We start from the raw sequence: 24,469 nt of genomic DNA, 5'->3' as shown, positions 1-24,469 counted from the left end.
AATGCCTGGTGACAACGTAGAAATGTCAGTAGAGTTAATCCACCCGATCGCAATGGACCCAGGTCTACGTTTTGCGATCCGTGAAGGTGGTCGTACTGTGGGTGCTGGTGTTGTTGCTAAAGTAACTGCATAAGCCCAATACTGTGTTACACTCAAATCGGAAGCTTCGGCTTTCGATTTGCATAATAGGCTAGTAGTTCAATTGGTAGAGCGTCGGTCTCCAAAACCGAATGTTGGGGGTTCGAGTCCCTCCTGGCCTGCCACTTTTTTTTTATAAAAAAGCTTAATTCTGGCTGAGTTGTCATATAATAAGTCGCGAATTCTACGACGAGTAAAAAAATGTCGAATGATAAATCGCGTGACGCATTAAGCGACGCGCCAATCCCTCAAAGAAATAATGCTGCAGAAGTTGTAAGCTCTGGTACTCCACTTGATGCTGTCTTGTGGCTGATTGCTATCGCTTTATTGATCGGTTCAGCATTGGTAAATCAACATTTACCTGCCTATTGGGCACCAGCAAATGATATTTGGGTGCGCGTTGGGGTAATTTTGGCTTGTATCGTCGTCGCTTTAGGTTTATTATACGCCACCCATCAAGGCAAAGGCTTTGTGCGTTTGTTGCAAGATGCGCGAATTGAACTGCGTCGAGTGACCTGGCCAACAAAACAAGAGACGATCACGACTTCGTGGCAAGTTCTTTTGGTTGTACTTGTTGCATCATTGGTTTTATGGTGTTTCGATTACGGGTTAGGTTGGTTTATTAAGTTAATTATCGGGTAAGAGTGCGATGAAACGTTGGTATATTATTCATGCCTATTCAGGTTTTGAAAAACAAGTGATGCGTTCACTTAATGACCGAATCCAGCGCAGCACTGTTGCTGATAGCTTTGGTGAAGTCCTTGTCCCTACTGAAGAAGTAGTGGAAATGAAGGATGGTAAGAAGCGTAAGTCTGAACGTAAATTCTTTCCTGGCTATGTGTTAGTCGAAATGGAAATGAATGATGATACTTGGCACATCGTAAAAGAGTGTCCAAAGGTTCTTGGTTTTATCGGTGGTACACCAGAAAAACCAGCACCGATTTCACAACGTGAAGCTGATGCGATTCTTGCGCGTGTACGTAATACTGGTGAAGCACCACGTCCTAAGACGATGTTTGAACCAGGTGAAGAATTGCTCGTTGTTGACGGTCCGTTCACTGACTTTAAAGGAGTCGTGGAGGAAGTTCAATACGATAAGTCACGTTTAACGTTGACGATTAATGTATTTAATCGACCAACTCAGGTTGAACTCGAGTTTCGCCAAGTCGAAAAAACGATTTAATCTGCCTAGGTTGATAAGCGCCCGATCTGATCGGGCATTGTTGTTCAAACACTTCGGTGTTGTTTAATTTTTTGGGGAGCCTAACGGCGTCTGTACCCAGAGGTAATTTTCAATGGCTAAGAAGATTGACGGCTATATCAAGCTGCAAGTTCCAGCTGGTAAAGCGAATCCATCTCCACCAATTGGTCCTGCTTTAGGTCAACGTGGTGTAAACATCATGGCATTCTGTAAAGAATTCAATGCTGCTACACAAAAACTTGAAGTTGGTTTGCCAATTCCTGTCGTGATCACTGTGTACAACGATAAGTCGTTCACTTTCATCATGAAAACTCCACCTGCATCTATTCTTCTTAAGAAAGCTGCTGGTATTCAAAAGGGTTCTTCTGTACCTAACAAAACTAAAGTTGGTAAGTTGACTCGTGCTCAATTAGAAGAAATCGCGACTACTAAAGAACCAGACTTAACTGGTGCTGATTTAGACGCTCGTGTTCGTACCATCGCTGGTTCTGCACGTTCTATGGGCTTGGAAGTGGAGCTATAAGACATGGCAAAGTTAACTAAACGTCAAAAAGCCATCGCTGCTGCTGTAGAAGCAAACAAAGTTTACACTTTGGAAGAAGCAGTACAAGTTCTTAACAGCCTTCCAGCTGCGAAGTTCAAAGAATCTTTAGATATCGCTGTAAACCTTGGCGTAGATCCACGTAAATCTGATCAGGTTGTTCGTGGCGCGACTACTTTACCTGCAGGTACTGGTAAAACTGTACGTGTAGCTGTATTTGCTCAAGGTGCTGCTGCAGAAGCTGCGAAAGCTGCTGGTGCTGATATCGTTGGTTTTGATGACCTTGCTGAAAGCATTCAAGGTGGAAACCTTGATTTCGACGTTGTTATTGCAGCTCCTGATGCAATGCGCGTTGTTGGTAAGCTTGGTACAATTCTTGGTCCACGTGGCTTAATGCCAAACCCTAAAGTGGGTACAGTAACTCCTGATGTTGCTAACGCGGTTAAGAATGCTAAATCTGGTCAAGCACGTTACCGTGTAGACAAAGCGGGTATCATCCACGCTGCGATCGGCCAACTTGGCTTTAGCGAAGAAGCTGTACGTCAAAACGTTGAAACTTTAATTGCAGACTTGAAAAAGTTGAAACCTGCAACTTCTAAAGGTGTATACGTTAAAAAGATCACTTTGAGCTCAACTATGGGCCCTGGTTTGATCGTTGACGTAAGCAACGTATCTAAGTAATTAGAAAGAATTTTAAAGCCTTAGATTTGCTCTTTGAGGAAATCTAAGCAAACTTTGAATTGATAAATGAATATTTATCAGCGTCAAAGACCTCAGGCGAGAAACATTTTCGAATGTTTTTCTTAATCATCCAGTCTGAGTAGACGCGGTGGTGTGATTTATTCCTCCTCCGCGTGTAAGTCTGAATAGGGCTTACGAATTGGGAGTGCATCTGTTAAAGGTGCATAAATCACCGTTAGGAGGTTTTACGATGGCTCTTCTTATCGAAGACAAAAAACAGATCGTTGCAGAAGTAAACGAAGTTGCTTCTAAAGCGTTCTCTGCCGTTGTTGCTGACTACCAAGGCTTAACTGTAGAGCAATTAACAACACTTCGTGTTGAAGCTCGTAAGTTAGGTGTTACTACACGTATCGTGCGTAACACTTTGGCTAAGCGTTCATTCGAAGGTACTCAATTCGATATCTTGAATGACGACCTTGTTGGTCCAACAATTCTCGGTTTCTCTACTTCTGAAGACGACATGGGTGCAGCTGCACGCTTGTTCGAAGAATTTGCGAAAACTAACAAAGCATTTGAACTTAAAGCTGCTGCATTTGATGGCAAAGTTTATAAAGGTGCTGACGTTAGCGTTATTGCGAACCTTCCGAACCAAGAGAAAGCGCTTACTATGCTTGCCTCTGTTCTTCAAGCTCCTATTTCGAAATTGGGTCGCCTTATTACAGCGCTCAAAGAGAAAAACGAGTCAGAAGCGGCTTAATCCTATTTTCACACCATTCAATATCCATTTGGAGTTATTCTCATGGCTTTAACTAACGAAGAAATCTTAAACGCAGTTGCTGAAAAAACAGTTCTTGAACTTGTTGAATTAATCTCTGCTTTCGAAGAGAAATTTAACGTATCTGCTGCTGCTGTAGCTGTTGCTGCTGCTCCAGGTGCTGGCGCTGCTGCTGCTGAAGAACAAACTGAATTCAACGTTGAGTTGACTTCTTTCGGTGCTAACAAAGTTGCTGTAATTAAAGCAGTACGTGAAGCTACTGGTCTTGGCCTTAAAGAAGCTAAAGATATGGTTGAAGGCGCTCCAGCTGTTCTTAAGGAAGGCGTTTCTAAAGAAGAAGGCGAAGAACTTAAGAAGAAGCTTGAAGAAGCTGGTGCTACAGTTACACTTAAGTAATTCTGTAGGGAGTCGGTTTTTTGATAATCGGCTCCAAAAAATGGCTGATGGCTCTTGGGTCATCAGCCTTTTTGCGTTACAATAATCGGCTCGTTTTTTGTTAGTTTTGCGTATAATCCGCGTATTATTTAAGCAAAACCAATGAAATCAAACGCTTACCAATATTTTTTTGCTTATAAAAATATTGTTAAGCGTTTTAATACCACTAAAAATTGCAGCATTTGTAAACAGTGGTGGCCATATCGGCCTGCGTAATTCCTTCTAAGCCCGTTCTGCAGGCGGGTTTAGTTTACTTTCCGAGGACTCCAGATGGCATACTCATATACCGAAAAGAAACGGATCCGTAAGAATTTTGGTAAATTGCCCCACGTAATGGAAGCACCGTACTTACTTTCGATTCAGGTCGATTCGTACCGTACATTCTTACAAGGCGGTAAAACACCAAAAAATCGCGAAGATATCGGTCTCCAAGCCGCATTTCGTTCAGTTTTTCCTATTGAAAGTTATTCTGGCAATGCTGCTTTAGAATTTGTTGAGTATAGCCTTGGTAAGCCTGAGTTTGACGTACGTGAATGTATTTTACGTGGTTCAACTTATGCAGCACCAATGCGCGTAAAAATTCGTTTGATCATTAAAGATCGTGAAACGAAATCAATTAAAGACGTTCGTGAACAAGAAGTTTACATGGGTGAAATGCCACTCATGACCGATAACGGTACATTCGTTATTAACGGTACTGAGCGTGTAATCGTATCTCAATTACACCGTTCACCAGGCGTATTCTTTGATCATGACAAGGGTAAAACCCACTCAAGCGGTAAAGTGTTGTATTCAGCACGTATTATCCCTTACCGTGGTTCATGGTTAGACTTTGAATTTGATGCAAAAGATTTAGTATTTGTACGTATTGACCGTCGTCGTAAATTATTGGCGACTGTGATCTTGCGTGCCTTGAATTATACCAATGAACAAATCCTGAACTTGTTCTACGAAAAAGTACCTGTATATCTTGATATGGGTAGCTATCAAATTGACCTCGTTCCAGATCGCTTACGTGGTGAAATGGCGCAATTTGATATCCTGGACAATGATGGTAAAACAATCGTTGAACAGGGCAAACGTATTAATGCACGTCACGTACGTCAAATGGAAGCTGCGAACTTAGCCAAGCTTTCTGTACCTGATGAATATTTATATGAGCGTATTACTGCTGAAGATATTACACTGAAAAGTGGTGATGTGATTCCTGCGAATACCGTTCTTAGCCATGAAGTGATGGTGAAGTTGGCTGAAGGTGGTGTTAAACAATTTAACATCCTGTTCACGAACGACATCGATCGTGGACCTTTCGTTGCAGATACATTACGTGCAGATACCACAACTGGCCGTGAAGAAGCGCTTGTTGAAATCTATAAAGTAATGCGTCCAGGCGAGCCGCCAACGAAAGAAGCTGCTGAAAACTTATTCAACAACTTGTTCTTCTCTTCTGAGCGTTATGACCTTTCTCCAGTAGGTCGTATGAAGTTCAACCGTCGTTTGGGTCGTCCTTACGAAGTGGGTACTGATCAGAAGTCACGTGAAGTTGAAGGTATTTTATCGCACGAAGATATCATTGATGTATTACGTACATTGGTTGAAATCCGTAACGGTAAAGGTGAAGTCGACGATATCGACCACTTGGGTAACCGTCGTGTACGTTCTGTTGGTGAAATGACTGAAAACCAATTCCGTGTTGGTCTAGTTCGTGTTGAACGTGCTGTTAAAGAGCGTTTAAGCCAAGCAGAAACTGATAACTTGTCTCCACAAGATTTAATCAACGCGAAACCAGTTGCTGCTGCAATCAAAGAATTCTTTGGTTCAAGCCAGTTATCTCAGTTCATGGACCAAAACAATCCATTGTCTGAGATTACACACAAACGTCGTGTATCTGCGCTTGGTCCTGGTGGTTTGACACGTGAACGCGCGGGCTTCGAAGTACGTGACGTACATCAAACTCACTATGGTCGTGTTTGTCCTATTGAAACGCCTGAAGGTCCAAACATTGGTTTGATCAACTCGCTTTCTGTTTATGCAAAAGCGAATGACTTCGGTTTCTTGGAAACACCATACCGTAAAGTTGTAGATGGCCGTGTAACAGATGATGTTGAATATTTATCTGCAATTGAAGAAGTAGGTACTGTCATTGCACAGGCCGATTCTGCAGTAGATAAAGATGGCAACTTGACTGAAGAAATGGTTTCTGTACGTCATCAAGGTGAATTCGTACGTATGACGCCTGAGCGCGTAACGCATATGGACGTTTCTGCACAGCAGGTCGTTTCTGTTGCAGCATCATTGATTCCATTCCTTGAACACGATGATGCGAACCGTGCATTAATGGGTTCGAACATGCAACGTCAGGCTGTTCCTACATTGCGTGCTGACAAGCCGCTTGTTGGTACAGGTATGGAAGCAAACGTAGCACGTGACTCAGGTGTGTGTGTGATCGCAAACCGTGGCGGTGCGATTGAATATGTTGATGCATCTCGTATCGTTATTCGTGTAAACGAAGATGAAATGATCGCGGGTGAAGCAGGTGTAGATATCTACAACTTGATCAAATATACACGTTCAAACCAAAATACATGTATTAACCAAAATGTCATCGTGAACTTGGGCGACAAAGTTGCTCGTGGTGATATCTTGGCTGACGGTCCATCGACTGACATGGGTGAACTTGCGCTTGGTCAAAACATGCGCGTCGCGTTCATGACATGGAACGGTTATAACTATGAAGACTCGATCTTACTTTCTGAGCGTGTACTTCAAGAAGACCGTTTAACGTCGATTCACATTCAGGAATTGTCATGTGTAGCACGTGATACCAAGTTAGGTGCAGAAGAAATTACTGCCGATATTCCTAACGTAGGTGAAGCTGCACTGTCTAAACTGGATGAGTCAGGTATTGTTTATATCGGTGCTGAAGTAACTGCGGGTGATATCCTTGTTGGTAAGGTAACGCCTAAAGGTGAAACTCAGTTAACACCTGAAGAAAAATTACTTCGCGCAATCTTTGGTGAAAAAGCGGCTGACGTAAAAGATTCATCTTTACGTGTTCCGTCTGGCACTAAAGGTACGGTTATCGACGTTCAAGTCTTCACACGTGATGGTTTGGAAAAAGATGAACGTGCACAAGCAATTGAAAAAGCTCAACTTGATGCATACCGTAAAGACTTGAAAGAAGAATACAAAATCTTCGAAGAAGCAGCACGCGAACGTATTGTTCGTTTGTTGAAAGGTCAAGAATCTAACGGTGGTGGTTCAACTAAACGCGGCGATAAACTTTCTGAAGACGTATTGTCTGGTTTAGAGCTTGTTGATTTACTTGAAATCCAGCCAAATGATGAAGCAATTGCTGAACGTTTAACTCAAATTCAAGTGTTCTTGAAAGAGAAGAGTTACGAGATTGACGAGAAGTTTGCTGAGAAGAAGCGTAAACTTTCTACAGGTGATGAATTAACAACTGGCGTATTGAAAGTTGTTAAGGTTTACCTTGCAGTTAAACGTCGTATCCAGCCTGGTGATAAGATGGCGGGTCGTCACGGTAACAAGGGCGTTGTTTCTAACATCTTGCCAGTTGAAGACATGCCACATGATGCAAATGGTGTACCAGTCGACATCGTATTGAACCCGTTGGGTGTACCGTCACGTATGAACGTGGGTCAGATTCTTGAGACTCACTTGGGTATGGCGGCGAAAGGTCTTGGCGATAAAATCGAAAAAATGTTGAAAGAACAACGTACAGTGATTGAACTGCGTGAATTCTTAGACAAGATTTATAACAAGGTTGGTGGTGAGCAGGAAGAGCTTGATAGCTTGACTGACGCAGAAATCTTGGCGCTTTCAGGCAACTTACGTGCTGGTGTTCCATTGGCGACTCCTGTATTTGATGGTGCTGAAGAAAGCCAGATCAAAGACTTACTTGAATTGGCAGACATTTCTCGTACAGGTCAAACAGTATTGTTTGATGGTCGTACAGGTGAACAGTTTGACCGTCCTGTAACTGTAGGTTACATGTACATGCTCAAATTGAACCACTTGGTTGATGACAAGATGCATGCGCGTTCAACAGGTTCTTACTCACTTGTTACCCAACAGCCGCTTGGTGGTAAAGCACAATTCGGTGGTCAGCGTTTCGGTGAGATGGAAGTATGGGCACTTGAAGCATACGGTGCAGCATATACGCTCCAAGAAATGCTTACTGTGAAGTCGGATGACGTCGAAGGCCGTACACGCATCTATAAGAATATTGTAGATGGTAACCATTATATGGATCCGGGTATGCCTGAATCGTTCAACGTATTGACCAAAGAGATCCGTTCTTTAGGTATCAACATTGAACTGAAAAATGGTGACTAAATCCCCCTCGATCCCCCTTTGTTAAAGGGGGGAAACTGCCTCTCTTTTTTAAGAGAGGCTAGGGGAGATTCCAAATTTCAGTAAAAACAATATTTGTGACCCAGTCGGGAGAGCGTAGCTCCTCGACACACGGAGAAAAAAATTGAAAGACTTGCTCGATATCATGCGTAAGAAAACGGATTCAGAAGGTCATGCACCTATTGAATTTGACCGTATCCGTATTGGTCTTGCGTCACCAGAGATGATTAAGTCATGGTCTCACGGTGAAGTTAAAAAGCCTGAAACCATTAACTACCGTACTTTTAAACCTGAACGTGACGGTTTGTTCTGTGCCAAAATCTTTGGTCCAGTAAAAGATTACGAATGCTTGTGTGGTAAATACAAGCGTATGAAATACAAAGGCGTCATTTGTGAAAAATGTGGCGTTGAAGTAACAACTGCTAAAGTTCGTCGTGAACGTATGGGTCACATCGAGCTTGCTTCTCCAGTTGCACACATCTGGTTCTTGAAATCATTACCGAGCCGTATCGGTTTACTTCTTGATATGACATTACGTGATATCGAGCGCGTATTGTATTTCGAATCTTATGTTGTTACTGATCCTGGTATGACTCCGTTTGAAAAGTATCAACTTTTAACAGACGAAGAATACTACAATGCACTTGAAGAACACGGTGATGAATTCACTGCGAAAATGGGTGCAGAAGCAGTTCAGGATTTATTAAAAGATATCGATCTTGAAGCTGAGATTGCGCGTTTACGTGAAGAAATTCCACAAACAACGTCAGAGACGAAACTTAAAAAAGCGTCTAAACGTTTGAAATTGATGGAAGCATTCAAAGATTCGAACAACAAGCCTGAATGGATGGTGATGAACGTACTTCCAGTACTTCCACCAGACTTACGTCCGCTTGTACCACTTGAAGGTGGTCGTTTCGCGACTTCAGACTTGAACGATTTATATCGTCGTGTGATCAACCGTAACAACCGTTTGAAGCGTCTTCTTGACCTTGCTGCGCCAGACATCATCGTACGTAACGAAAAACGTATGTTACAAGAGTCTGTTGATGCGTTGCTTGATAACGGTCGTCGTGGTCGTGCAATTACAGGTTCGAACAAACGCCCATTGAAATCTTTGGCAGACATGATCAAAGGTAAACAAGGTCGTTTCCGTCAAAACTTACTTGGTAAGCGTGTTGACTATTCTGGTCGTTCGGTAATTACCGTAGGTCCTACTTTACGTCTTCACCAATGTGGTCTTCCGAAGAAGATGGCACTTGAATTATTCAAGCCATTTATTTTCGCGAAACTACAAGCATCTGGCCAAGCAACAACCATTAAAGCTGCGAAGAAAATGGTTGAGCGCGAGACACCAGAAGTTTGGGACGTTCTAGCTTCTGTAATTCGTCAACATCCAGTCATGTTGAACCGTGCGCCAACACTTCACCGTCTAGGTCTTCAAGCATTTGAACCTATTCTGATCGAAGGTAAGGCAATCCGTCTTCACCCACTCGTATGTGCTGCGTTTAACGCCGACTTCGATGGTGACCAAATGGCGGTACACGTTCCATTGACATTGGAAGCACAGTTAGAAGCACGTGCGTTGATGATGTCTACAAACAACATCTTGTCACCTGCAAATGGTGAGCCGATCATCGTTCCTTCTCAGGACGTTGTCTTGGGTCTTTACTACATCACACGTGATGCGGTAAATGCCAAAGGTGAAGGCATGGTGTTTGCGGATACTCACGAAGTTAACCGTGCGTTAGCAACGGGTAAAGTTGCGATCCATGCGCGTGTAAAAGTACGTGTACACCAAACTGTGATTGATGAAAACGGTAACCGTGAAAAGCAAACTATCATTGTTGATACAACACCTGGTCGTTGCTTGTTATGGGAAGTTGTTCCACAAGGTTTAAGCTTCGAATCGATTAACCTTGAGATGACCAAGAAAAACATCTCTAAGTTAATCAACTCTTGCTACCGTAAACTTGGTTTGAAAGATACTGTTATCTTCGCTGACCAATTGATGTATTTGGGCTTCCGTCAAGCGACGCGTTCAGGTGTATCTGTTGGTATGGAAGACATGTTGATTCCACCAACCAAGCATACGATTATCGATAAAGCTGAAACAGAAGTTCGTGAAATCGAACAACAGTTTGAGCAAGGTTTCGTAACTGCGGGTGAGCGTTATAACAAAGTTGTCGATATTTGGGCGCGTACAAACGACCAAGTTGCGAAAGCGATGATGGATAACTTGTCTTATACACTTGTGAAAAACAAACAAGGTGAAGACGAGAAGCAGAAATCATTCAACTCGATTTATATGATGTCTGACTCGGGTGCCCGTGGTAGTGCGGCGCAGATCCGTCAGCTTGCTGGTATGCGTGGTTTGATGGCGAAGCCGGATGGCTCGATCATTGAGACCCCAATTAAAGCAAACTTCCGTGAAGGTTTGACGGTACTTCAGTACTTCATCTCGACACACGGTGCGCGTAAAGGTTTGGCCGATACCGCATTGAAAACTGCGAACTCTGGTTACTTGACACGTCGTCTTGTAGACGTAGCACAAGATTTAGTCATTACTGAATCTGACTGTGGTACAGCTGGCGGCTTAGTCATGACTCCATTCATTCAAGGCGGTGACGTTATTGAACCATTACGCGACCGCGTATTAGGTCGTGTAACTGCTGAAGATGTACGTCGTGCATCTGATGATGAAGTTGTACTTCCACGCGGTACGTTAATTGACGAGAAAATTGCTGCTCAGCTTGAAGAAGCGGGTGTCGATGAAGTTAAAGTACGTTCAGTTATCGCTTGTGAATCTACCTTCGGTGTATGTGCTCGTTGTTATGGTCGTGACCTTGCACGCGGTCACTTGGTGAACCCAGGTGAATCAGTTGGTGTAATGGCTGCACAATCAATTGGTGAACCAGGTACACAGTTAACAATGCGTACGTTCCACGTTGGTGGTGCTGCGAGCCGAACTTCTGCTGCAAACAGTGTTCAAGTACGTAACAAAGGTACTGTGCGTTTCCACAACGTGAAAACTGTACAACATGCCAAAGGTCACCAAGTATCTGTTTCACGTTCAGGTGAAATTGGTATTGCGGATGATTTAGGTCGTGAGCGCGAGCGTTATAAGCTTCCTTACGGTGCAAGCATCTTGTTGAAAGATGGTGAAGCTGTAGAAGCTGGCGGTATCGTAGCGACTTGGGATCCACATACACATCCATTGGTAACAGAAGTTGCTGGTAAAGCGCGTTTCAGCCAGATTGCTGATGGCGTAACTGCAACATCGAAAACTGATGATGCAACGGGTATGACCACTGTTGAAATCTTGCCTGTAACAGCTCGTCCTGCTTCTGGTAAAGATTTACGTCCTGCAATCGTGTTGGATACAACAGATGGCGGCGAACAGTTCTACTTCTTGCCACAAAACACAATTGTGACTGTCCGTGATGGCGAAACGATTGGTGTGGGTGACGTCATTGGTCGTGTACCACAAGAAACTTCACGTACTCGTGATATTACCGGTGGTCTTCCGCGTGTAGCTGACTTGTTCGAAGCACGTAAGCCGAAAGAACATGCGATCCTTGCAGAAGTATCAGGTGTTGTAAGCTTCGGTAAAGAGACCAAAGGTAAGAACCGTTTAGTGATTACTCCGGATGATGGTTCTGAGATTTACGAAGAATTGATTCCAAAATGGCGTACCATTAACGTGTTCGAAGGTGAGCATGTGAACCGTGGTGAAACCATTTCTGATGGTCCACAAAACCCACATGACATCTTACGCTTGAAAGGTGAAGTTGCATTAACCAACTACATCGTGAACGAAGTTCAAGACGTTTACCGTCTCCAAGGTGTAAAAATCAACGATAAGCACATTGAAGTTGTTGTACGTCAAATGTTGCGTAAAGTTGATATCACTGATGGCGGTGATACAAGCTTCATCAAAGGCGAGCAAGTGGATTACATCCGCGTTGTTCAAGAGAACCAAGCTGTCTTGGCTCAGAACAAGTTCCCTGCGAAGTTTGAACGTCAATTGATGGGTATCACGAAAGCATCGCTTTCTACTGACTCGTTCATTTCTGCTGCATCGTTCCAGGAAACAACTCGTGTGTTAACTGAAGCGGCTGTAACAGGTAAAGAAGATGATTTACGTGGCTTGAAAGAAAACGTTGTTGTGGGTCGCTTGATCCCAGCGGGTACAGGTCTTGCGTATCACTTAGAGCGTCGTCGTCAAGAAGCAGAAGCTGCTGAATTTGAACTTCACAATGATTTCAGTGAAGTTGACCAAGCATTTAGTCAAGCGTTGAACTCAGACCAGTTCTAAGTCTTAACGAATGAAAAAGGCACCTTCGGGTGCCTTTTTTTGTGGAAAAATGAAGCTGTTGTTACAAAAACGCATTACAGCATTAGTATTTGATTACTGAATGAGGGTAAACACTTCATCAAAGCATACTATGCTACCCACATCTGAGAGAGGAGTAGTTCTAATGAAAAAAATGATGATGATTGGTGGTGTTGCTTTAATGTCAACAACCCTATTTGTTGGTTGCCAAAATGCGAGTCCAGAAAGTAAGCGTATCGGTGCTGCTGCGATTGGTGGTGGTGCAGGTGGTGCTGTAGGTAAGCATGTTGGCGGTAATTTGGGTGCAGGCCTTGGTGCCGCTCTTGGCGCGGGTGTTGCCGCAAATGCTAAAGGTTCAAATAGTAAAAATACACGTAATAGCGCAATCGGCGCTGGCTTAGGTGCAGTAATTGGTGGTGCTGTATTAGGTGGCGATTCTGGCGCTGCGGTTGGCGGTGCGCTCGGTGGTAGTGCTGGTTCTGCTTACGGTGAGAAAAAAGGTAAGTACTAAGCCTGCGCTTAAACTTGTAGATAACATCGTGACGAGCTGACGATTTAAATCAGCTCATCACGATGACTGTCATCTTATAAATGATTATTTTCGCAATGAAGATAAGATGGCTGAGAAAGCTCCAATAAAAAATATAATTTATATCGATCATTTTTATATTTATTTAATTCTCTTGAAAACACTAAATTTTTGATCGGGTGCATCCAGATCATTTCTGTTCGTATTTATTTCCTATTCTTAAGTCATACCAGCTCGCTTGTTCTAATCAAAATTTGCCTTTACAAAATATCAATCGAATAGGACATAGTGATAACACAATGTGATCAAATTCCCCATAAAAGAGGACTATGCTTTGACTAGAGCATAAGAGAAGTGAGTATAGGCATGAAAAAAACAATCGGTTTAGTTTCGACTTTGGTGTTATCGGCGGTAATGTTTACAGGCTGTCAAAATATGAGTGCCTCTGATCAGCGTATTGGTACAGCAGCGCTTGGCGGTGCTGTCGGTGGTGGTTTAGGTAACCATGTTGGTGGTGGTCTTGGTGCTGGTGTTGGTGCAGCTGCGGGTGCAGGTGTCGGTGCCAATGCGAAGGGCGCGAATAGCAGCTCTACAACCAGTAGCGCGATTGGTGCTGGTATCGGTTCAGTCGTTGGTAAAGCAATCTTTGGTGGCGACTCAGGCGCTGCGATTGGTGGTGCAATCGGTGGCGGTGCAGGTGCAGCCATTCAAGAGAAGAAAAGATAATTTCTGCTGACCAGATTCAAAAATGCCTGCAATTATTGTAGGCATTTTTATTTTTATGACTTTAAATTGAGGCCTTAGGTTTTTTACGTCGGATATAAAGTATCTTCTCAACTTCAGCAATACGTGTACCTGCATCATCTACAATATTTAAGGTGTAATGACGCAAAACGGGTTCATGATTTTCTGCCAGACGCTTAATTTCGGTAATTTCATTTGCATTGAGTTGGATCTCTGCATAAACGGTATTCCGTCCTGGCGCAATAAAATTAATGGTGGCACTTTTATCCCAGACAATATATTTATTTCCCAGATGGTGAATCAGAATCAACATATAAAAAGGATCGACCATCGAATATAAACTGCCGCCAAAATGCGTTCCGACAAGATTGCGATTACGTCTTGTCAGCGGCATTTTGACTCGAATGTAGTAATCATCTAGATCAATGGTTTCAATCTCGATTCCCGCACCACGATAAGGGGAGTAGTGATTGAGCAGAAATCTGGAAATCGCAGGAATGGTTCGAATTTTTCTGAAAAAGTCTTTCATGGTCAATTTTTTTTCTTGCAACTCTATTCATACTCCATAAGTATCATTTTTAGTGTATCGCTGGCAATGGCTGTTTTATCACCAAGCCGATAGAAAACAAAATGGGAAAGAATTATGCAAACACAAGTAAAAACAGTAACGACATCAGACCAGCAAACGCTTTGTGTCAAAACATGGGGCGATGAGAAAAAAACACCTTTGGTGCTCGTGCATGGTTATCCAGATAATCAGGAAGTTTGGGAACCGATCATTGAAAAGTTAGTCGATGAATATTATGTCGTGACCTATGACGTGCGTGGTGCGGGCTTATCATCAATTCCTAAACGCATTAAGGACTATCGTTTGCCACGTTTGTCACTGGATTTACAGGAAGTTGTTGATCAGGTTTTACCAAATCGTAATTTTCATATGGCAGCGCACGATTGGGGTTCTTTGCAGTCTTGGGAATCTGCAACTGAACCAAAACTCAAAGGCCGTCTGTTGTCCTATACAACGATTTCAGGCCCTTGTCTGGATCACGCTTCGTTCTATTTACGTGAAAAATTTAAAGCTGCACCAAGCAATGTACTAAAAATGCTCACAAAATCATGGTATATCGGGGCTTTCCATTTACCTCTGATTGCACCGACGGTATGGACGTTCTTTAGCCCTGAAAAATGGGGCAAGATTTTAAGTGGTTTAGAGAAAAAGCAAGGTTTGCCATTAAATGCCAATATTGTCTCAGACGGCAAATATGGCATTAATTTGTATCGTGCCAATTTTATTCCTTCTTTAACTCAGCCACGCCAACGTTATGCACAATGTCCAGTTCAGGCCATCGTGTTAAAGCGCGATGCTTTCGTTAGCCCAGAGTACATTACTGAATCGATGCCAAAATGGGTAGAAAATTTTGAATATGTTGAACTGGATGCTAACCATTGGGCCGTGTTGAGTCAGCCAGAAAAAATTGCTGAACTGATCCGTCAGTTTGTCCAACGTCAGGCAGCTTAAGGCTTTAGTGGAATTATTAAGCTAAAAATCACTTAAGATTAGCGATAATTCGGCGATATTTTCAGCTAGGTTTTCATGAATCTGCTAGAATGTCGCCTTTTCTTTGCTCCTAAATTTGTTCATGAATGCTGTCGTAATTGCGATTGCCGTGATGTTTATCCTGTCACTGGCACGAGTTTCTGTTGTTCTCACATTAGTGATTTCAGCCATTATTGGCGGCTTGGTCGCTGGTCTAAGCCTTTCTCAAACAGTAGAAGCATTTAATGCAGGCTTAGGCGATGGGGCTGAAGTTGCATTGGCTTATGCAGTGTTGGGTGCGTTTGCATTGGCACTTTCCAAGTCAGGATTGCCCGATTTGCTGGCTCATAAACTGATTGGTTTATTGGGTATGGAAGCAGGTAAAAATCAGCAGACTAAAGTGAAATATCTTTTGCTTACGATTTTACTGATTGCTGCAATTTTTTCTCAAAACCTGATTCCTGTCCATATTGCCTTTATCCCCGTACTGGTTCCACCTTTATTGAAAGTGATGAATCACTTGAAGCTGGATCGTCGTGCAGCAGCATGTGTCATGACGCTAGGTCTGGTCGGCACCTATATTTTCCTGCCTGTGGGCTTTGGTGCAATCTTCCTTGAACAGATTCTAATGGGCAATATCAACAAGATTGGCGCTGCTTATGGCCTGCATGTCGAGCGAGGCATGATGCCAATCGGTATGGCGATTCCAGTATTAGGCATGGTGATTGGTACGCTGGTTGCGGTATTTATTAGCTATCGTAAGCCACGTATCTATGTTGACCGTTCAATTACTCCAGTTAAAACGATTGATCTGGATAAGCCACTGAAAGTCACCACGCAAGCAGAATATGATCTCAAAGCCGATGCTGAAGAGCTGAAACATGAAGCAGAGAATGTGCCTTATATTTCCAAGAAAACCATGTTTATGGCGGTGCTTGCGATCGGCTTAACGTTGGTTGCACAGCTCTATTCAGGTTCGATGATTCTGGGTGGTCTGGTCGGTTTTGCAGTGTTGTCTGCTTCGGGCATTTTTAAATGGCAAGATGCGGATGACGTGTTTGTGCAGGGTATGCGCATGATGGCGCTGGTGGGCTTTATCATGATCTCTGCGGCAGGTTTTGCTTCAGTGATGACGCACACAGGAGATATTACTCATCTGGTCAATGGCGTGGTCCATATCATTGGCGATAACCATGCACTTGCTGCATTCCTGATGCTCTTTATCGGCTTGTTCGTGACGATTGGGATTGGCTCTTCGTTCTCAAGTGTACCTGTGCTGGCGGTGATCTACGTGCCATTGTGCGTACAGTTTGGTTTTTCTCCTTTGGCCACTATCGCTTTGATTGGAACAGCCGCTGCTTTAGGTGATGCAGGTTCACCAGCATCCGATTCAACATTGGGGCCAACAGCAGGTCTAGGTGTTGATGGTCAACATGATCACATTTGGGATACGGTTGTGCCTACATTTATACATTTTAATATCCCGCTACTCATTTTTGGCTGGATTGCAGCAATGGTTTTATAATCAGAAATGGCTCATTTATGAGCCATTTTTTTTTGCTTTATAAAGTGTGGCTCAAATATAAAAATAATCATTAAATGACATTTTTTGTCTCTTTTTAAATCTAATTTTATAATGTGGTTTTAATATTAAGATATATGTAATTATATTTTTAAATCTGGCTTAATTTATTTTTAATATATTTTTTTGCTTTATCTTAATCTGATTAAAATACTAGGTTTTATAGTGATTTAAGTTGATTAAAATAGTCTGAATTACTAATTATTACATATTTTAACAATTATATTTTATTAATATTCAATGTATTATAAAGTGAATTAAAATGGTTGGAATTAATCTCTATTGCATAATGTAAATATGCGTGTTTATTATGTTGAACAAGAACATAAATTGTTAAAGAGGTTGTTTAAATGTTAAAGAAAGTTTTAGTTGTTGCTTTATTGGGGTTATCTTCAACTGCATTTGCAGGGGGCTTTCAGGTTAAATTTGGTGGAAGTGTAATTTCACCAACAGACGATACTGTGGTTTCAGGTGTTGGCACATTAAAGGCAGATCATGAATTTGCATTTACACCATCGGTTGAATATTTCTTCGGTGATACGCCTTTTTCTGCAGAATTATTACTGGCGACACCAATTTCACATGATGTGTCATTAAATGGTGAAAAAGTAGCGAAGCTTAAACAATTGCCACCCACTGTCACCTTTAAATATAACTTTAAAAACTCAACCCGTTTCACACCTTATATTGGTGTAGGTGGCACAGCTTTTGTGACTTGGGATGAAGAAACAACAGGTGCTTTAGAGGGCGCAAAATTAAAAGTGAAAGAAGACTTTGGTTTCGCGGGCCAGTTAGGTTTCAATTTCCAGCCTGCTGATGCAAAAAACTGGGGTGTATTCTTTGATGCGCGTTATGCACAAATCAGTCCTGAAGTAAAATTAAATGGTCAGAAGTTGACTGATCTAGACATCAATCCGATGGTATATACATTGGGTTATAGCTATAAGTTCTAGGCTGAACTTGCGCCTGAAAAGCCTCACTTTGTGAGGCTTTTTTATTTTTGCAATTCCCATATAAAACAGATACAGGCCTTACACAGAGAGTTTTGTATGCTGAAAAAATAATCTTAATAAAAGTGAGACCTTCATCATGAAAAAAGTAATGACTTCGATCTTATTGTTCATCCCCTTATTATTCTTATCTCAGGCGCATGCGGCCAGTTATTCGTGTAAGGCAGCAAAGTTGAAAGTCGAACAGCAGATTTGTAATGAGCGCAGTCTCAATGATGCAGATGTGAGAATGGCAACGACTTATCAGATTATTTTACATGCCTTGCCAATGGGCGGCCGTGATGCTGAAAAAGACAGACAATTTCAGTGGTTAAAACAACGTAACTCATGTGGTGCAAATACGCCGTGTATCAAACGTGCTTATGCGCAACGTCAACAGCAGCTTGATCAGCTATTACAGGAGCGAGTATTGAGCCAAGGCCCATTCTAATTGCCATTTTGTGCATTTTTTGCCTGAAAAATGCAGATCAAGGATTGAAAAATTTAAGATATGCACCATTCATAAATCATTCCAAATAGATAAGCCTCACAGATAAGGAGTGATTTATGAGTGAACAAGTCGCACAAAATTATAGTTTCCAAGCTGAAGTTGCTCAGTTATTGCATTTAGTGACGCATTCTCTGTATTCCAACCCTGAAATTTTCTTACGTGAATTGATTTCAAATGCGTCTGATGCGTGCGATAAGTTACGTTTCGAAGGCATTAATCATCCTGAATATTATGAAAATGACCCAGACTTGCATGTTCGTGTCACTTTAGATAAAGACAATAAAACGCTCACCATTTCGGATAACGGGATTGGCTTAAGCCAGCAAGAAGCGATTGATAATCTGGGAACCATTGCCAAGTCGGGCACCAAAGACTTTATGTCTAAACTGACTGGTGATCAAAAAGCAGATGCGCAGTTAATTGGTCAGTTTGGTGTTGGTTTCTATTCAGGCTTTATTGTTGCGGACAAGATTACTGTGGAATCACGCCGTGCAGGTTTAGATGCAGCAGAGGGTGTACGCTGGATTAGTGGCGGCACAGGTGAGTTTGAAGTTCAGACGATTGAGAAAGCAACCCGTGGTACAGACATTATCTTGCATTTACGTGATGATGCGCTTGAGTATCTAGAGTCGTGGAAAGTTAAACAAATCATCAATAAATATTCTGACCACATCAGCTTGCCAATCGAAATGCAAAAAGAAATCTGGCAAGAGGACGAAGTCGCTGAAGGTGAAGAAGCTAACGCTACAAGCGGCGGCCAGATGGTGAAGACCGATGAATGGGAAGCGATAAACTCGGCAAGCGCGTTGTGGACGCGTAACAAGAGCGAGATCACAGATGAACAATACATCGAGTTTTATAAAAACTTGAGCCATGATTTTGCTGAACCGTTGGCATGGGCCCATAACCGTGTTGAGGGTAGCACTGAATATACGCAATTATTGTATATTCCAAGTCAGGCTAAACAGGATTTGTTTACCCGTGAAGCGAAGGCGGGCATCAAGCTATATGTAAAACGTGTATTTATTCTAGATGAAGCGGATAACCTGATTCCGAACTACTTACGTTTCGTACAAGGTGTGGTTGATAGTGCTGATTTACCGCTCAATGTCAGCCGTGAACTGCTACAAGAAAGCCGTGATGTAAAAACTATTCGTGAAGGTAATGCGCGTCGTGTGCTGACTTTACTGGACGGTTTGGCAAAATCGGAAGATGAAAAAGACCAAGAGAAATTCAAGACTTTCTATACTGAGTTCGGTTCAGTATTGAAAGAAGGTTTGGGTGAGGATACTGGTAATCGCGAACGTATCTTAAAGCTATTACGTTATGCAACTTCAAACAATGATGAAATTTCAACGTCTTTTGCTGACTATAAAGCACGTATGAAAGAAGGCCAGAAGGCAATTTACTACGTCACAGCAGAAAACCTGACTGCCGCTAAGAACTCGCCACAGCTTGAAGTGTTCAAGAAGAAAGGTATCGAAGTCCTGCTGATGGCAGACCGTGTCGATGAGTGGGCGATGAACTTCGTATTTGAATTCGATGGTACGCCGCTTCAAAACGTATCGAAAGGTGCTGTTGACTTGGGTGACCTGCAAGATGCTGAAGAGAAAAAAGCGTTAGAGCAGGCAGCAGAGCAGTTCAAACCTGTGGTAGACCGTTTAAGTACTTCACTAAAAGACAAGACCAAAGAAGTTCGTGTTACGACACGTTTGGTTGATTCACCTGCATGTCTGGTCACCAGTGAAGGTGAGTTGTCTCCACAATTGATTCGTATGTTGAAACAGGCGGGGCAAGCAGTTCCAGAGATTAAACCAACCTTGGAAATTAACCCTGAGCATCCATTGGTTAAAAAATTGGAAAGCTCGGCGCAATTTGATGATCTCGCCAATGTGATCTTTGATCAGGCAGTGATTGCAGAAGGTGGCTTACCAGAAGATCCAGCAGCCTATGTCAAACGCATCAATAGCTTGTTGTTGAAATAAGCAATTTAATCAAGAAACCTCTGCTTCGGCAGAGGTTTTTTTATTGGTATGGATAACTTTAAAGTTATCCACAGTTGTGGTGATCTTTTCATCAGAACTGTGCTTCGAAACTCATTTGATAACTAAAATGATCGTCTTGTCTGGTGGCAGGGACATTTAAATAATTCAGATCATTCTGCATAAAAATCCAGTTGCGCCAAATGGGGCGACGCCAGGAAAAGTAGGGTCCCCATTCATTGACTCGCAGTTCTTTATTTTCATATTCCCCTGTAGTCAAAATGCCATAACTTAAATTGTCTTTGGATAAGAAGTGTAGTTGCTGGAAAGTACGATTGCTCCAGCTATAGTCTTCATCTTGTGTTTTAGAGACATTAAACTGGGTTGACAGCTGCTTTTGATGCTGCAGTTTTTGTGTCAGATCAAGATTGGTTTCGGCATAGTTTTTACTGCTTGAACCATAACGGAAAATTTGCGCCGTATTGAGCTGTAAACCTAAGGGTAAAGCCCAATTCTTTTTGGCGAGAAACTGCACATAGATATCGGTATCAGAATTTGCGCCCAGATCAAGATCATTACTAAAAGGTAATAGGCTTGAAATGGTTGACCAGCTTGCACTGAGCGGGTTTGGGGTAGCAATCTTTTGCTGGCTGTGATGTTTGTTATTCTTACCTAATTTCTTGACTGGCTGAGGCTGTTGAGCACGTTGCCATAGGGTGTCGTTGCCAAAAACAGCCATTAAATCTTGTGCAAGTTGTTGGTCATTGAGAGTAATCTTATTTTCTTCAGCACAACTGAAATTGGCTCTCGGTGAATATTTGGCTTGAATCAGGGCTTTATGCAGCGTGATGGGTGGGTGCGATCTGCTGACAGGTAAAAGCATTGGAAATAAAGGCATCAGCAGATCACTTAGACACAGGTTACCTACAATCAAAAAATACACAACCAGAGCGTATTGATGACGCATGCCATAAACAAGAACAATAAAAGAAGCTGAAGGTAACAAGCAAAGCTTAAGGATTTATTGAAAGAAATATTATTTTTAAAATAAAAATGCCCAAATGATGAATCATTTGGGCAGGTTAAGACTGGAGTGCAGATTAGAATAAAGTTTCCAGACGGACAAAGGTGCTTACGTAATGACTTCGGTCTTCACGATGATCATTGAAATAGTTGAGATCACCTTGTACATAGAACCATTCGCGCCAAAGCGGTTGGCGCCATGATACGAATGGGCCCCAGTTATTTAAACGTAGGTCACTGTTGTTGTAGTAACCACCTGTGTAGATCCCATAATTAAAGGTGTTATGCGCAAAGAACTGGTGTTGACGGAAAATACGGTTATCCCACCATAGATCATCATCCTGCTTATCTGCATAAGTTAAGCTGAACTGATTAGATAAGAAAGGCTGGTTTGGGCGCGCGTGAATCAACTCTAGATTGGTTCGTAGATAGTTTTCACTTTTACTGCCATAGCGATAGATCTGTTCGGCATTAAAACGGAAATCATTGCGTAAATCCCAATGTTTTTCAGCTCTTAAGCGTGCATAGATATCTGTGCCTGAGCGCACACCAAGATCGGCATCTGTCTCAAAAGGTAGTTTCTTGGAGAAGTTTGACCAACGTAAGGCAAGAGAGCCGTTACTATCACGGGTCTGTTTAGAATCAAACTTTTTATCTGGATCCTGATTCGGCTGGTTATTGGTGTTGCCGACATTATTCTTGAATTCATCGTCTAAGGTGTCATCACCAAAAACCACGCTGACTTTTTTCTCTAAAGTCGGTAATTTAATCTTACCGCGAATACGAGGCTTGACCTCATAATTATCATATTCGTTCCAGTAATTATCGAGCATGACACGGATCGTTGCCGAAGCAGGGTCGTCAGGATCGACTTCTCCAAACCAGTCATCAATTTTGACTGACGTATTATCTGCCCACTCGCGAATTCGTCGCTGTTTTTTGTCAAACCAGGTTTTATCCTCTGTCTCCGCCGTTGGTGGGACGGTGACCTTATCTGACTGCTCGGGAAAAATAGAGGGCGTGGCATCGACCAAACGTGGAATATAGTCCAACGCATTTTCCGACGTATTTTGTGACGTCGTATTTGGCTGTTGATCTTGCTGTTGCGGTGTAGTTTCTGCTTGGGCTGCACTTAACGTACCCATCGTCAAGGCAAGCAAAACAAAAACGATACGCGATGGCACCATTTGCTGTAAATTATTCATAATAAAGACTTATATATTGTTCTTGGTTTAACTTTTGATGATTTAATGCTTAAAATCAAGCGGCAGTCACAAAAAGCAGCAATTTAACAGTACAAAAATGCTAAAGATCATAAGGATTTAGCGCAATAAAAAGCCCTCATTGCAACGTCACGTTCATTGTGTACGTAGAAAAATGAGGGGGCTAAAATTGATCTGACTTTTAAATGGGTTTAAGACGATTCTACCGACATGCTGTTTTCCAGTGCCTGATATAAATCATGCACTGAAATCGGTTGTGGCAATCGGCTGATGACCTGACGAATCAATTGCCAAGTATAACCATCGCTGCGGTCTAATAAGAGGTATGGATAGGCCTGATCTTCACTGGAAAGATTCACTCGTTCCAAACCATGAATTACACGGATTTTCTGACGTTCCCGCAATAAAATGACAGGTGTAAAAAAGGTCGCAGAGGTTTCTTCAAATGGAATAAATTTTTGCGTATTGATAAATGACGCTGGGATATACGGATAAACGCGTTGATCACGTTGCCACACCAATGTCCCATTCATAATGCATTCATTAAACAAGCTTTCGTGCTGGTGATAATGCTGTTTGAAATTGGCCCAACTGGTTTGATGAATCGAGCTGGTGCGGGTATGACGCTGATCGGTATAGGCTTGCAGAATGGTGATGGCGTATTCCACGCTATGGGTTCCGACCAGTACCACATAATGGGAAAATTGCCCTTGCGCATAGAGCTGTTCAGCAACAAAAATCTGTGCAGATTCCCAGATTGGTTGTGCTTCGTTTTCAGCTTTTAAATATAGCCAGTCAATTTTGATGTTCTGGTCAATATCGTTATGCAGATCGACCCGATATAAAGAGGGGAAGGTACGTGCATCAATACGTTCCAGTCGGCAGATCAGGCCGTCCAGATTAAAATCATTGAGTGCCAATGGTTGTGCTTTATTTAGATTTGGTGAAGGCTTGGCACTTTGTCTAAAACCCGGTTTGATTCGGTTTTCTGTAGGTACTGGCGGCGTAATGCTTTCTGGAACAGTTCGGATTTTATCTTGAATGATTGCGTCAAGCTGGGTTTGAAAGTTGGCGGTTTCTTTTTTTAGTCGGGCAAGTGCATCGGTAGATGCATTATTATCCTGTGCAGATGGTTGCTCATTCAGAGGTTCTAGAACAGGAATTAAATGCTGGAGTTCATAATCGGTTTTGACATATTCGCTGGCATGATTTTGTAGCCATTGCAGGGCATCGGTCGATGAGTTCAGCCATGGGCTCTTTAGAAAAGATAAAGCAGGACGAATCACCCAGATTTGCCAGAGTTGTGCCTGACGTAAAGCCGCCCAGCCCATATCTGCCGAAGCGAATAAGGCATTTTCAACCCGTCCCATAAAGTTATAAGTACCCCGATAGGTCATGCTATAACCGTAACTGGCTAGATCTTCAGCCGAAAACTCTTCGTTGAGAATAAATGCCTTGAATGGCGTCAATTGATCCTGAAAGGCTGGATCGTCGCAAGAGGCGCAAATATCTTTAATCCGTTGTTTTGATTTAGCTATTTCAAAAAGTGATGTTTTCTCATTTTTGAGCCCATCGATGAGATGTTTGAGCTCATCCACCAAAAGTGCTTTCTCTAATACGTCCATCTATTGTTTCCTTAGAGATAGGCTTGAGCCTGTTTTTAAATAATGAATCAGTGCAAATTTGACCGCTGCTTTAAATCGTTCTGTATCAATTATTGTTGGTAAAGTATGTTTTCCCCTGCGACAAACTGTGATGTATCGAGCAATTGTGGCTGAATAGGCCTCTCAATCTGAGCGTGTAACTCTCGAATTTTCATAACAAAAGATTGTCACTTTATGACGATTATAGAAGAAAACCAGACA

The 24,469-nt window shown here is 42.4% G+C and carries 19 protein-coding genes, 1 tRNA gene and 1 pseudogene; 17 read left to right on the top strand and 4 right to left on the bottom strand.

Features of this window, described 5'->3' with window-relative positions; genetic code table 11:
- The 12 genes and pseudogenes from PJ15_RS18435 to PJ15_RS13150 form a co-directional block, all read left to right on the top strand.
- A pseudogene (locus tag PJ15_RS18435) lies at window positions 1-133 on the top strand (elongation factor Tu); the annotation flags it as partial.
- 54 nt (window positions 134-187) lie between these two features.
- Window positions 188-263, top strand: a tRNA-Trp gene (locus tag PJ15_RS13200).
- 76 nt (window positions 264-339) lie between these two features.
- Window positions 340-780, top strand: coding sequence for a preprotein translocase subunit SecE (gene secE / locus PJ15_RS13195; RefSeq protein ID WP_004774015.1), 441 nt, complete (start codon window positions 340-342; stop codon window positions 778-780).
- A gap of 7 nt (window positions 781-787) precedes the next feature.
- A complete protein-coding gene (gene nusG / locus PJ15_RS13190; RefSeq protein ID WP_004774016.1) occupies window positions 788-1,321 on the top strand; it encodes a transcription termination/antitermination protein NusG in 534 nt (177 codons plus the stop codon).
- 112 nt (window positions 1,322-1,433) lie between these two features.
- Window positions 1,434-1,862 (top strand): 50S ribosomal protein L11, encoded by a 429-nt coding sequence (rplK, locus tag PJ15_RS13185; protein ID WP_004637639.1) that lies wholly within the window; start codon window positions 1,434-1,436, stop codon window positions 1,860-1,862.
- 3 nt (window positions 1,863-1,865) lie between these two features.
- The gene (rplA, locus tag PJ15_RS13180) at window positions 1,866-2,561 is read left to right on the top strand and encodes a 50S ribosomal protein L1 (RefSeq protein WP_004656290.1); all 696 of its coding nucleotides are present in this window, start codon (window positions 1,866-1,868) and stop codon (window positions 2,559-2,561) included.
- A gap of 250 nt (window positions 2,562-2,811) precedes the next feature.
- On the top strand, window positions 2,812-3,318 hold the full coding sequence (gene rplJ / locus PJ15_RS13175) for a 50S ribosomal protein L10 (RefSeq protein WP_004774017.1): 507 nt from the start codon (window positions 2,812-2,814) through the stop codon (window positions 3,316-3,318).
- A gap of 42 nt (window positions 3,319-3,360) precedes the next feature.
- Entirely contained in the window at window positions 3,361-3,732 is a 372-nt protein-coding gene (rplL, locus tag PJ15_RS13170; protein ID WP_004774018.1) for a 50S ribosomal protein L7/L12, read from the top strand.
- 309 nt (window positions 3,733-4,041) lie between these two features.
- Window positions 4,042-8,130, top strand: a complete 4,089-nt coding sequence (gene rpoB / locus PJ15_RS13165) for a DNA-directed RNA polymerase subunit beta (protein WP_047431533.1) — start codon at window positions 4,042-4,044, stop codon at window positions 8,128-8,130.
- Window positions 8,131-8,272: 142 nt separating this feature from the next.
- Window positions 8,273-12,466: a DNA-directed RNA polymerase subunit beta' gene (gene rpoC, locus PJ15_RS13160; protein WP_004774020.1), complete on the top strand. Its 4,194-nt coding sequence runs from the start codon at window positions 8,273-8,275 to the stop codon at window positions 12,464-12,466.
- 163 nt (window positions 12,467-12,629) lie between these two features.
- On the top strand, window positions 12,630-12,995 hold the full coding sequence (locus PJ15_RS13155; RefSeq protein ID WP_047431529.1) for a DNA transfer protein p32: 366 nt from the start codon (window positions 12,630-12,632) through the stop codon (window positions 12,993-12,995).
- 384 nt (window positions 12,996-13,379) lie between these two features.
- A complete protein-coding gene (locus PJ15_RS13150) occupies window positions 13,380-13,739 on the top strand; it encodes a YMGG-like glycine zipper-containing protein (RefSeq protein ID WP_004774022.1) in 360 nt (119 codons plus the stop codon).
- A 61-nt stretch (window positions 13,740-13,800) separates the two neighbouring features.
- On the opposite strand, the gene PJ15_RS13145 is transcribed toward PJ15_RS13150, so the two are convergent.
- Window positions 13,801-14,286 carry a DUF4442 domain-containing protein gene (locus PJ15_RS13145; protein WP_047431552.1) on the bottom strand — a complete coding sequence of 162 codons (486 nt, stop codon included), beginning with the start codon at window positions 14,284-14,286 and terminating at the stop codon, window positions 13,801-13,803.
- A gap of 114 nt (window positions 14,287-14,400) precedes the next feature.
- Between PJ15_RS13145 and PJ15_RS13140 the strand changes: the two genes are divergently transcribed.
- The 5 genes from PJ15_RS13140 to htpG all read left to right on the top strand — a co-directional run bounded on the left by PJ15_RS13140 (window position 14,401) and on the right by htpG (window position 20,361).
- On the top strand, window positions 14,401-15,276 hold the full coding sequence (locus PJ15_RS13140) for an alpha/beta fold hydrolase (RefSeq protein WP_047431526.1): 876 nt from the start codon (window positions 14,401-14,403) through the stop codon (window positions 15,274-15,276).
- 121 nt (window positions 15,277-15,397) lie between these two features.
- Window positions 15,398-16,819 (top strand): Na+/H+ antiporter family protein, encoded by a 1,422-nt coding sequence (locus PJ15_RS13135; protein WP_004774030.1) that lies wholly within the window; start codon window positions 15,398-15,400, stop codon window positions 16,817-16,819.
- A 407-nt stretch (window positions 16,820-17,226) separates the two neighbouring features.
- A complete protein-coding gene (locus tag PJ15_RS13130; RefSeq protein ID WP_047431522.1) occupies window positions 17,227-17,829 on the top strand; it encodes an OmpW/AlkL family protein in 603 nt (200 codons plus the stop codon).
- Between the two features lie 136 nt (window positions 17,830-17,965).
- A complete protein-coding gene (locus tag PJ15_RS13125) occupies window positions 17,966-18,316 on the top strand; it encodes a lysozyme inhibitor LprI family protein (protein WP_047431519.1) in 351 nt (116 codons plus the stop codon).
- A 116-nt stretch (window positions 18,317-18,432) separates the two neighbouring features.
- Complete coding sequence (gene htpG / locus PJ15_RS13120) at window positions 18,433-20,361, top strand: molecular chaperone HtpG (protein WP_047431516.1); 1,929 nt, start codon at window positions 18,433-18,435, stop codon at window positions 20,359-20,361.
- A 91-nt stretch (window positions 20,362-20,452) separates the two neighbouring features.
- Here the strand turns inward: htpG and PJ15_RS13115 are convergent, their stop codons facing one another.
- The 3 genes from PJ15_RS13115 to PJ15_RS13105 all read right to left on the bottom strand — a co-directional run bounded on the left by PJ15_RS13115 (window position 20,453) and on the right by PJ15_RS13105 (window position 24,229).
- Entirely contained in the window at window positions 20,453-21,325 is an 873-nt protein-coding gene (locus PJ15_RS13115) for a hypothetical protein (protein WP_047431513.1), read from the bottom strand.
- Between the two features lie 133 nt (window positions 21,326-21,458).
- On the bottom strand, window positions 21,459-22,586 hold the full coding sequence (locus PJ15_RS13110; protein ID WP_047431510.1) for a hypothetical protein: 1,128 nt from the start codon (window positions 22,584-22,586) through the stop codon (window positions 21,459-21,461).
- A gap of 209 nt (window positions 22,587-22,795) precedes the next feature.
- Window positions 22,796-24,229, bottom strand: coding sequence for a hypothetical protein (locus PJ15_RS13105; RefSeq protein WP_047431507.1), 1,434 nt, complete (start codon window positions 24,227-24,229; stop codon window positions 22,796-22,798).
- Window positions 24,230-24,469 lie beyond the last annotated feature (240 nt).

Source organism: Acinetobacter sp. neg1 (assembly GCF_000788125.1).
Classification (GTDB): Bacteria; Pseudomonadota; Gammaproteobacteria; order Pseudomonadales; family Moraxellaceae; genus Acinetobacter; species Acinetobacter vivianii.
Note: the sequence above shows the minus strand (reverse complement) of the source record. Positions and strands in the feature narration are given on the sequence as shown.

Bases quoted from the DNA above. Each gene is read 5' to 3' on its own strand.
- nusG (WP_004774016.1), top strand. From the start codon at position 788: ATGAAACGTTGGTATATTATTCATGCCTATTCAGGTTTTGAAAAACAA.
- PJ15_RS13130 (WP_047431522.1), top strand. From the start codon at position 17,227: ATGTTAAAGAAAGTTTTAGTTGTTGCTTTATTGGGGTTATCTTCAACT.
- PJ15_RS13135 (WP_004774030.1), top strand. From the start codon at position 15,398: ATGAATGCTGTCGTAATTGCGATTGCCGTGATGTTTATCCTGTCACTG.
- PJ15_RS13145 (WP_047431552.1), bottom strand. From the start codon at position 14,286: ATGAAAGACTTTTTCAGAAAAATTCGAACCATTCCTGCGATTTCCAGA.
- PJ15_RS13155 (WP_047431529.1), top strand. From the start codon at position 12,630: ATGAAAAAAATGATGATGATTGGTGGTGTTGCTTTAATGTCAACAACC.
- PJ15_RS13125 (WP_047431519.1), top strand. From the start codon at position 17,966: ATGAAAAAAGTAATGACTTCGATCTTATTGTTCATCCCCTTATTATTC.
- PJ15_RS13105 (WP_047431507.1), bottom strand. From the start codon at position 24,229: ATGGACGTATTAGAGAAAGCACTTTTGGTGGATGAGCTCAAACATCTC.
- rplL (WP_004774018.1), top strand. From the start codon at position 3,361: ATGGCTTTAACTAACGAAGAAATCTTAAACGCAGTTGCTGAAAAAACA.
- htpG (WP_047431516.1), top strand. From the start codon at position 18,433: ATGAGTGAACAAGTCGCACAAAATTATAGTTTCCAAGCTGAAGTTGCT.
- rplK (WP_004637639.1), top strand. From the start codon at position 1,434: ATGGCTAAGAAGATTGACGGCTATATCAAGCTGCAAGTTCCAGCTGGT.
- PJ15_RS13110 (WP_047431510.1), bottom strand. From the start codon at position 22,586: ATGAATAATTTACAGCAAATGGTGCCATCGCGTATCGTTTTTGTTTTG.
- rplJ (WP_004774017.1), top strand. From the start codon at position 2,812: ATGGCTCTTCTTATCGAAGACAAAAAACAGATCGTTGCAGAAGTAAAC.
- secE (WP_004774015.1), top strand. From the start codon at position 340: ATGTCGAATGATAAATCGCGTGACGCATTAAGCGACGCGCCAATCCCT.
- PJ15_RS13115 (WP_047431513.1), bottom strand. From the start codon at position 21,325: ATGCGTCATCAATACGCTCTGGTTGTGTATTTTTTGATTGTAGGTAAC.
- PJ15_RS13150 (WP_004774022.1), top strand. From the start codon at position 13,380: ATGAAAAAAACAATCGGTTTAGTTTCGACTTTGGTGTTATCGGCGGTA.
- rplA (WP_004656290.1), top strand. From the start codon at position 1,866: ATGGCAAAGTTAACTAAACGTCAAAAAGCCATCGCTGCTGCTGTAGAA.
- PJ15_RS13140 (WP_047431526.1), top strand. From the start codon at position 14,401: ATGCAAACACAAGTAAAAACAGTAACGACATCAGACCAGCAAACGCTT.
- rpoB (WP_047431533.1), top strand. From the start codon at position 4,042: ATGGCATACTCATATACCGAAAAGAAACGGATCCGTAAGAATTTTGGT.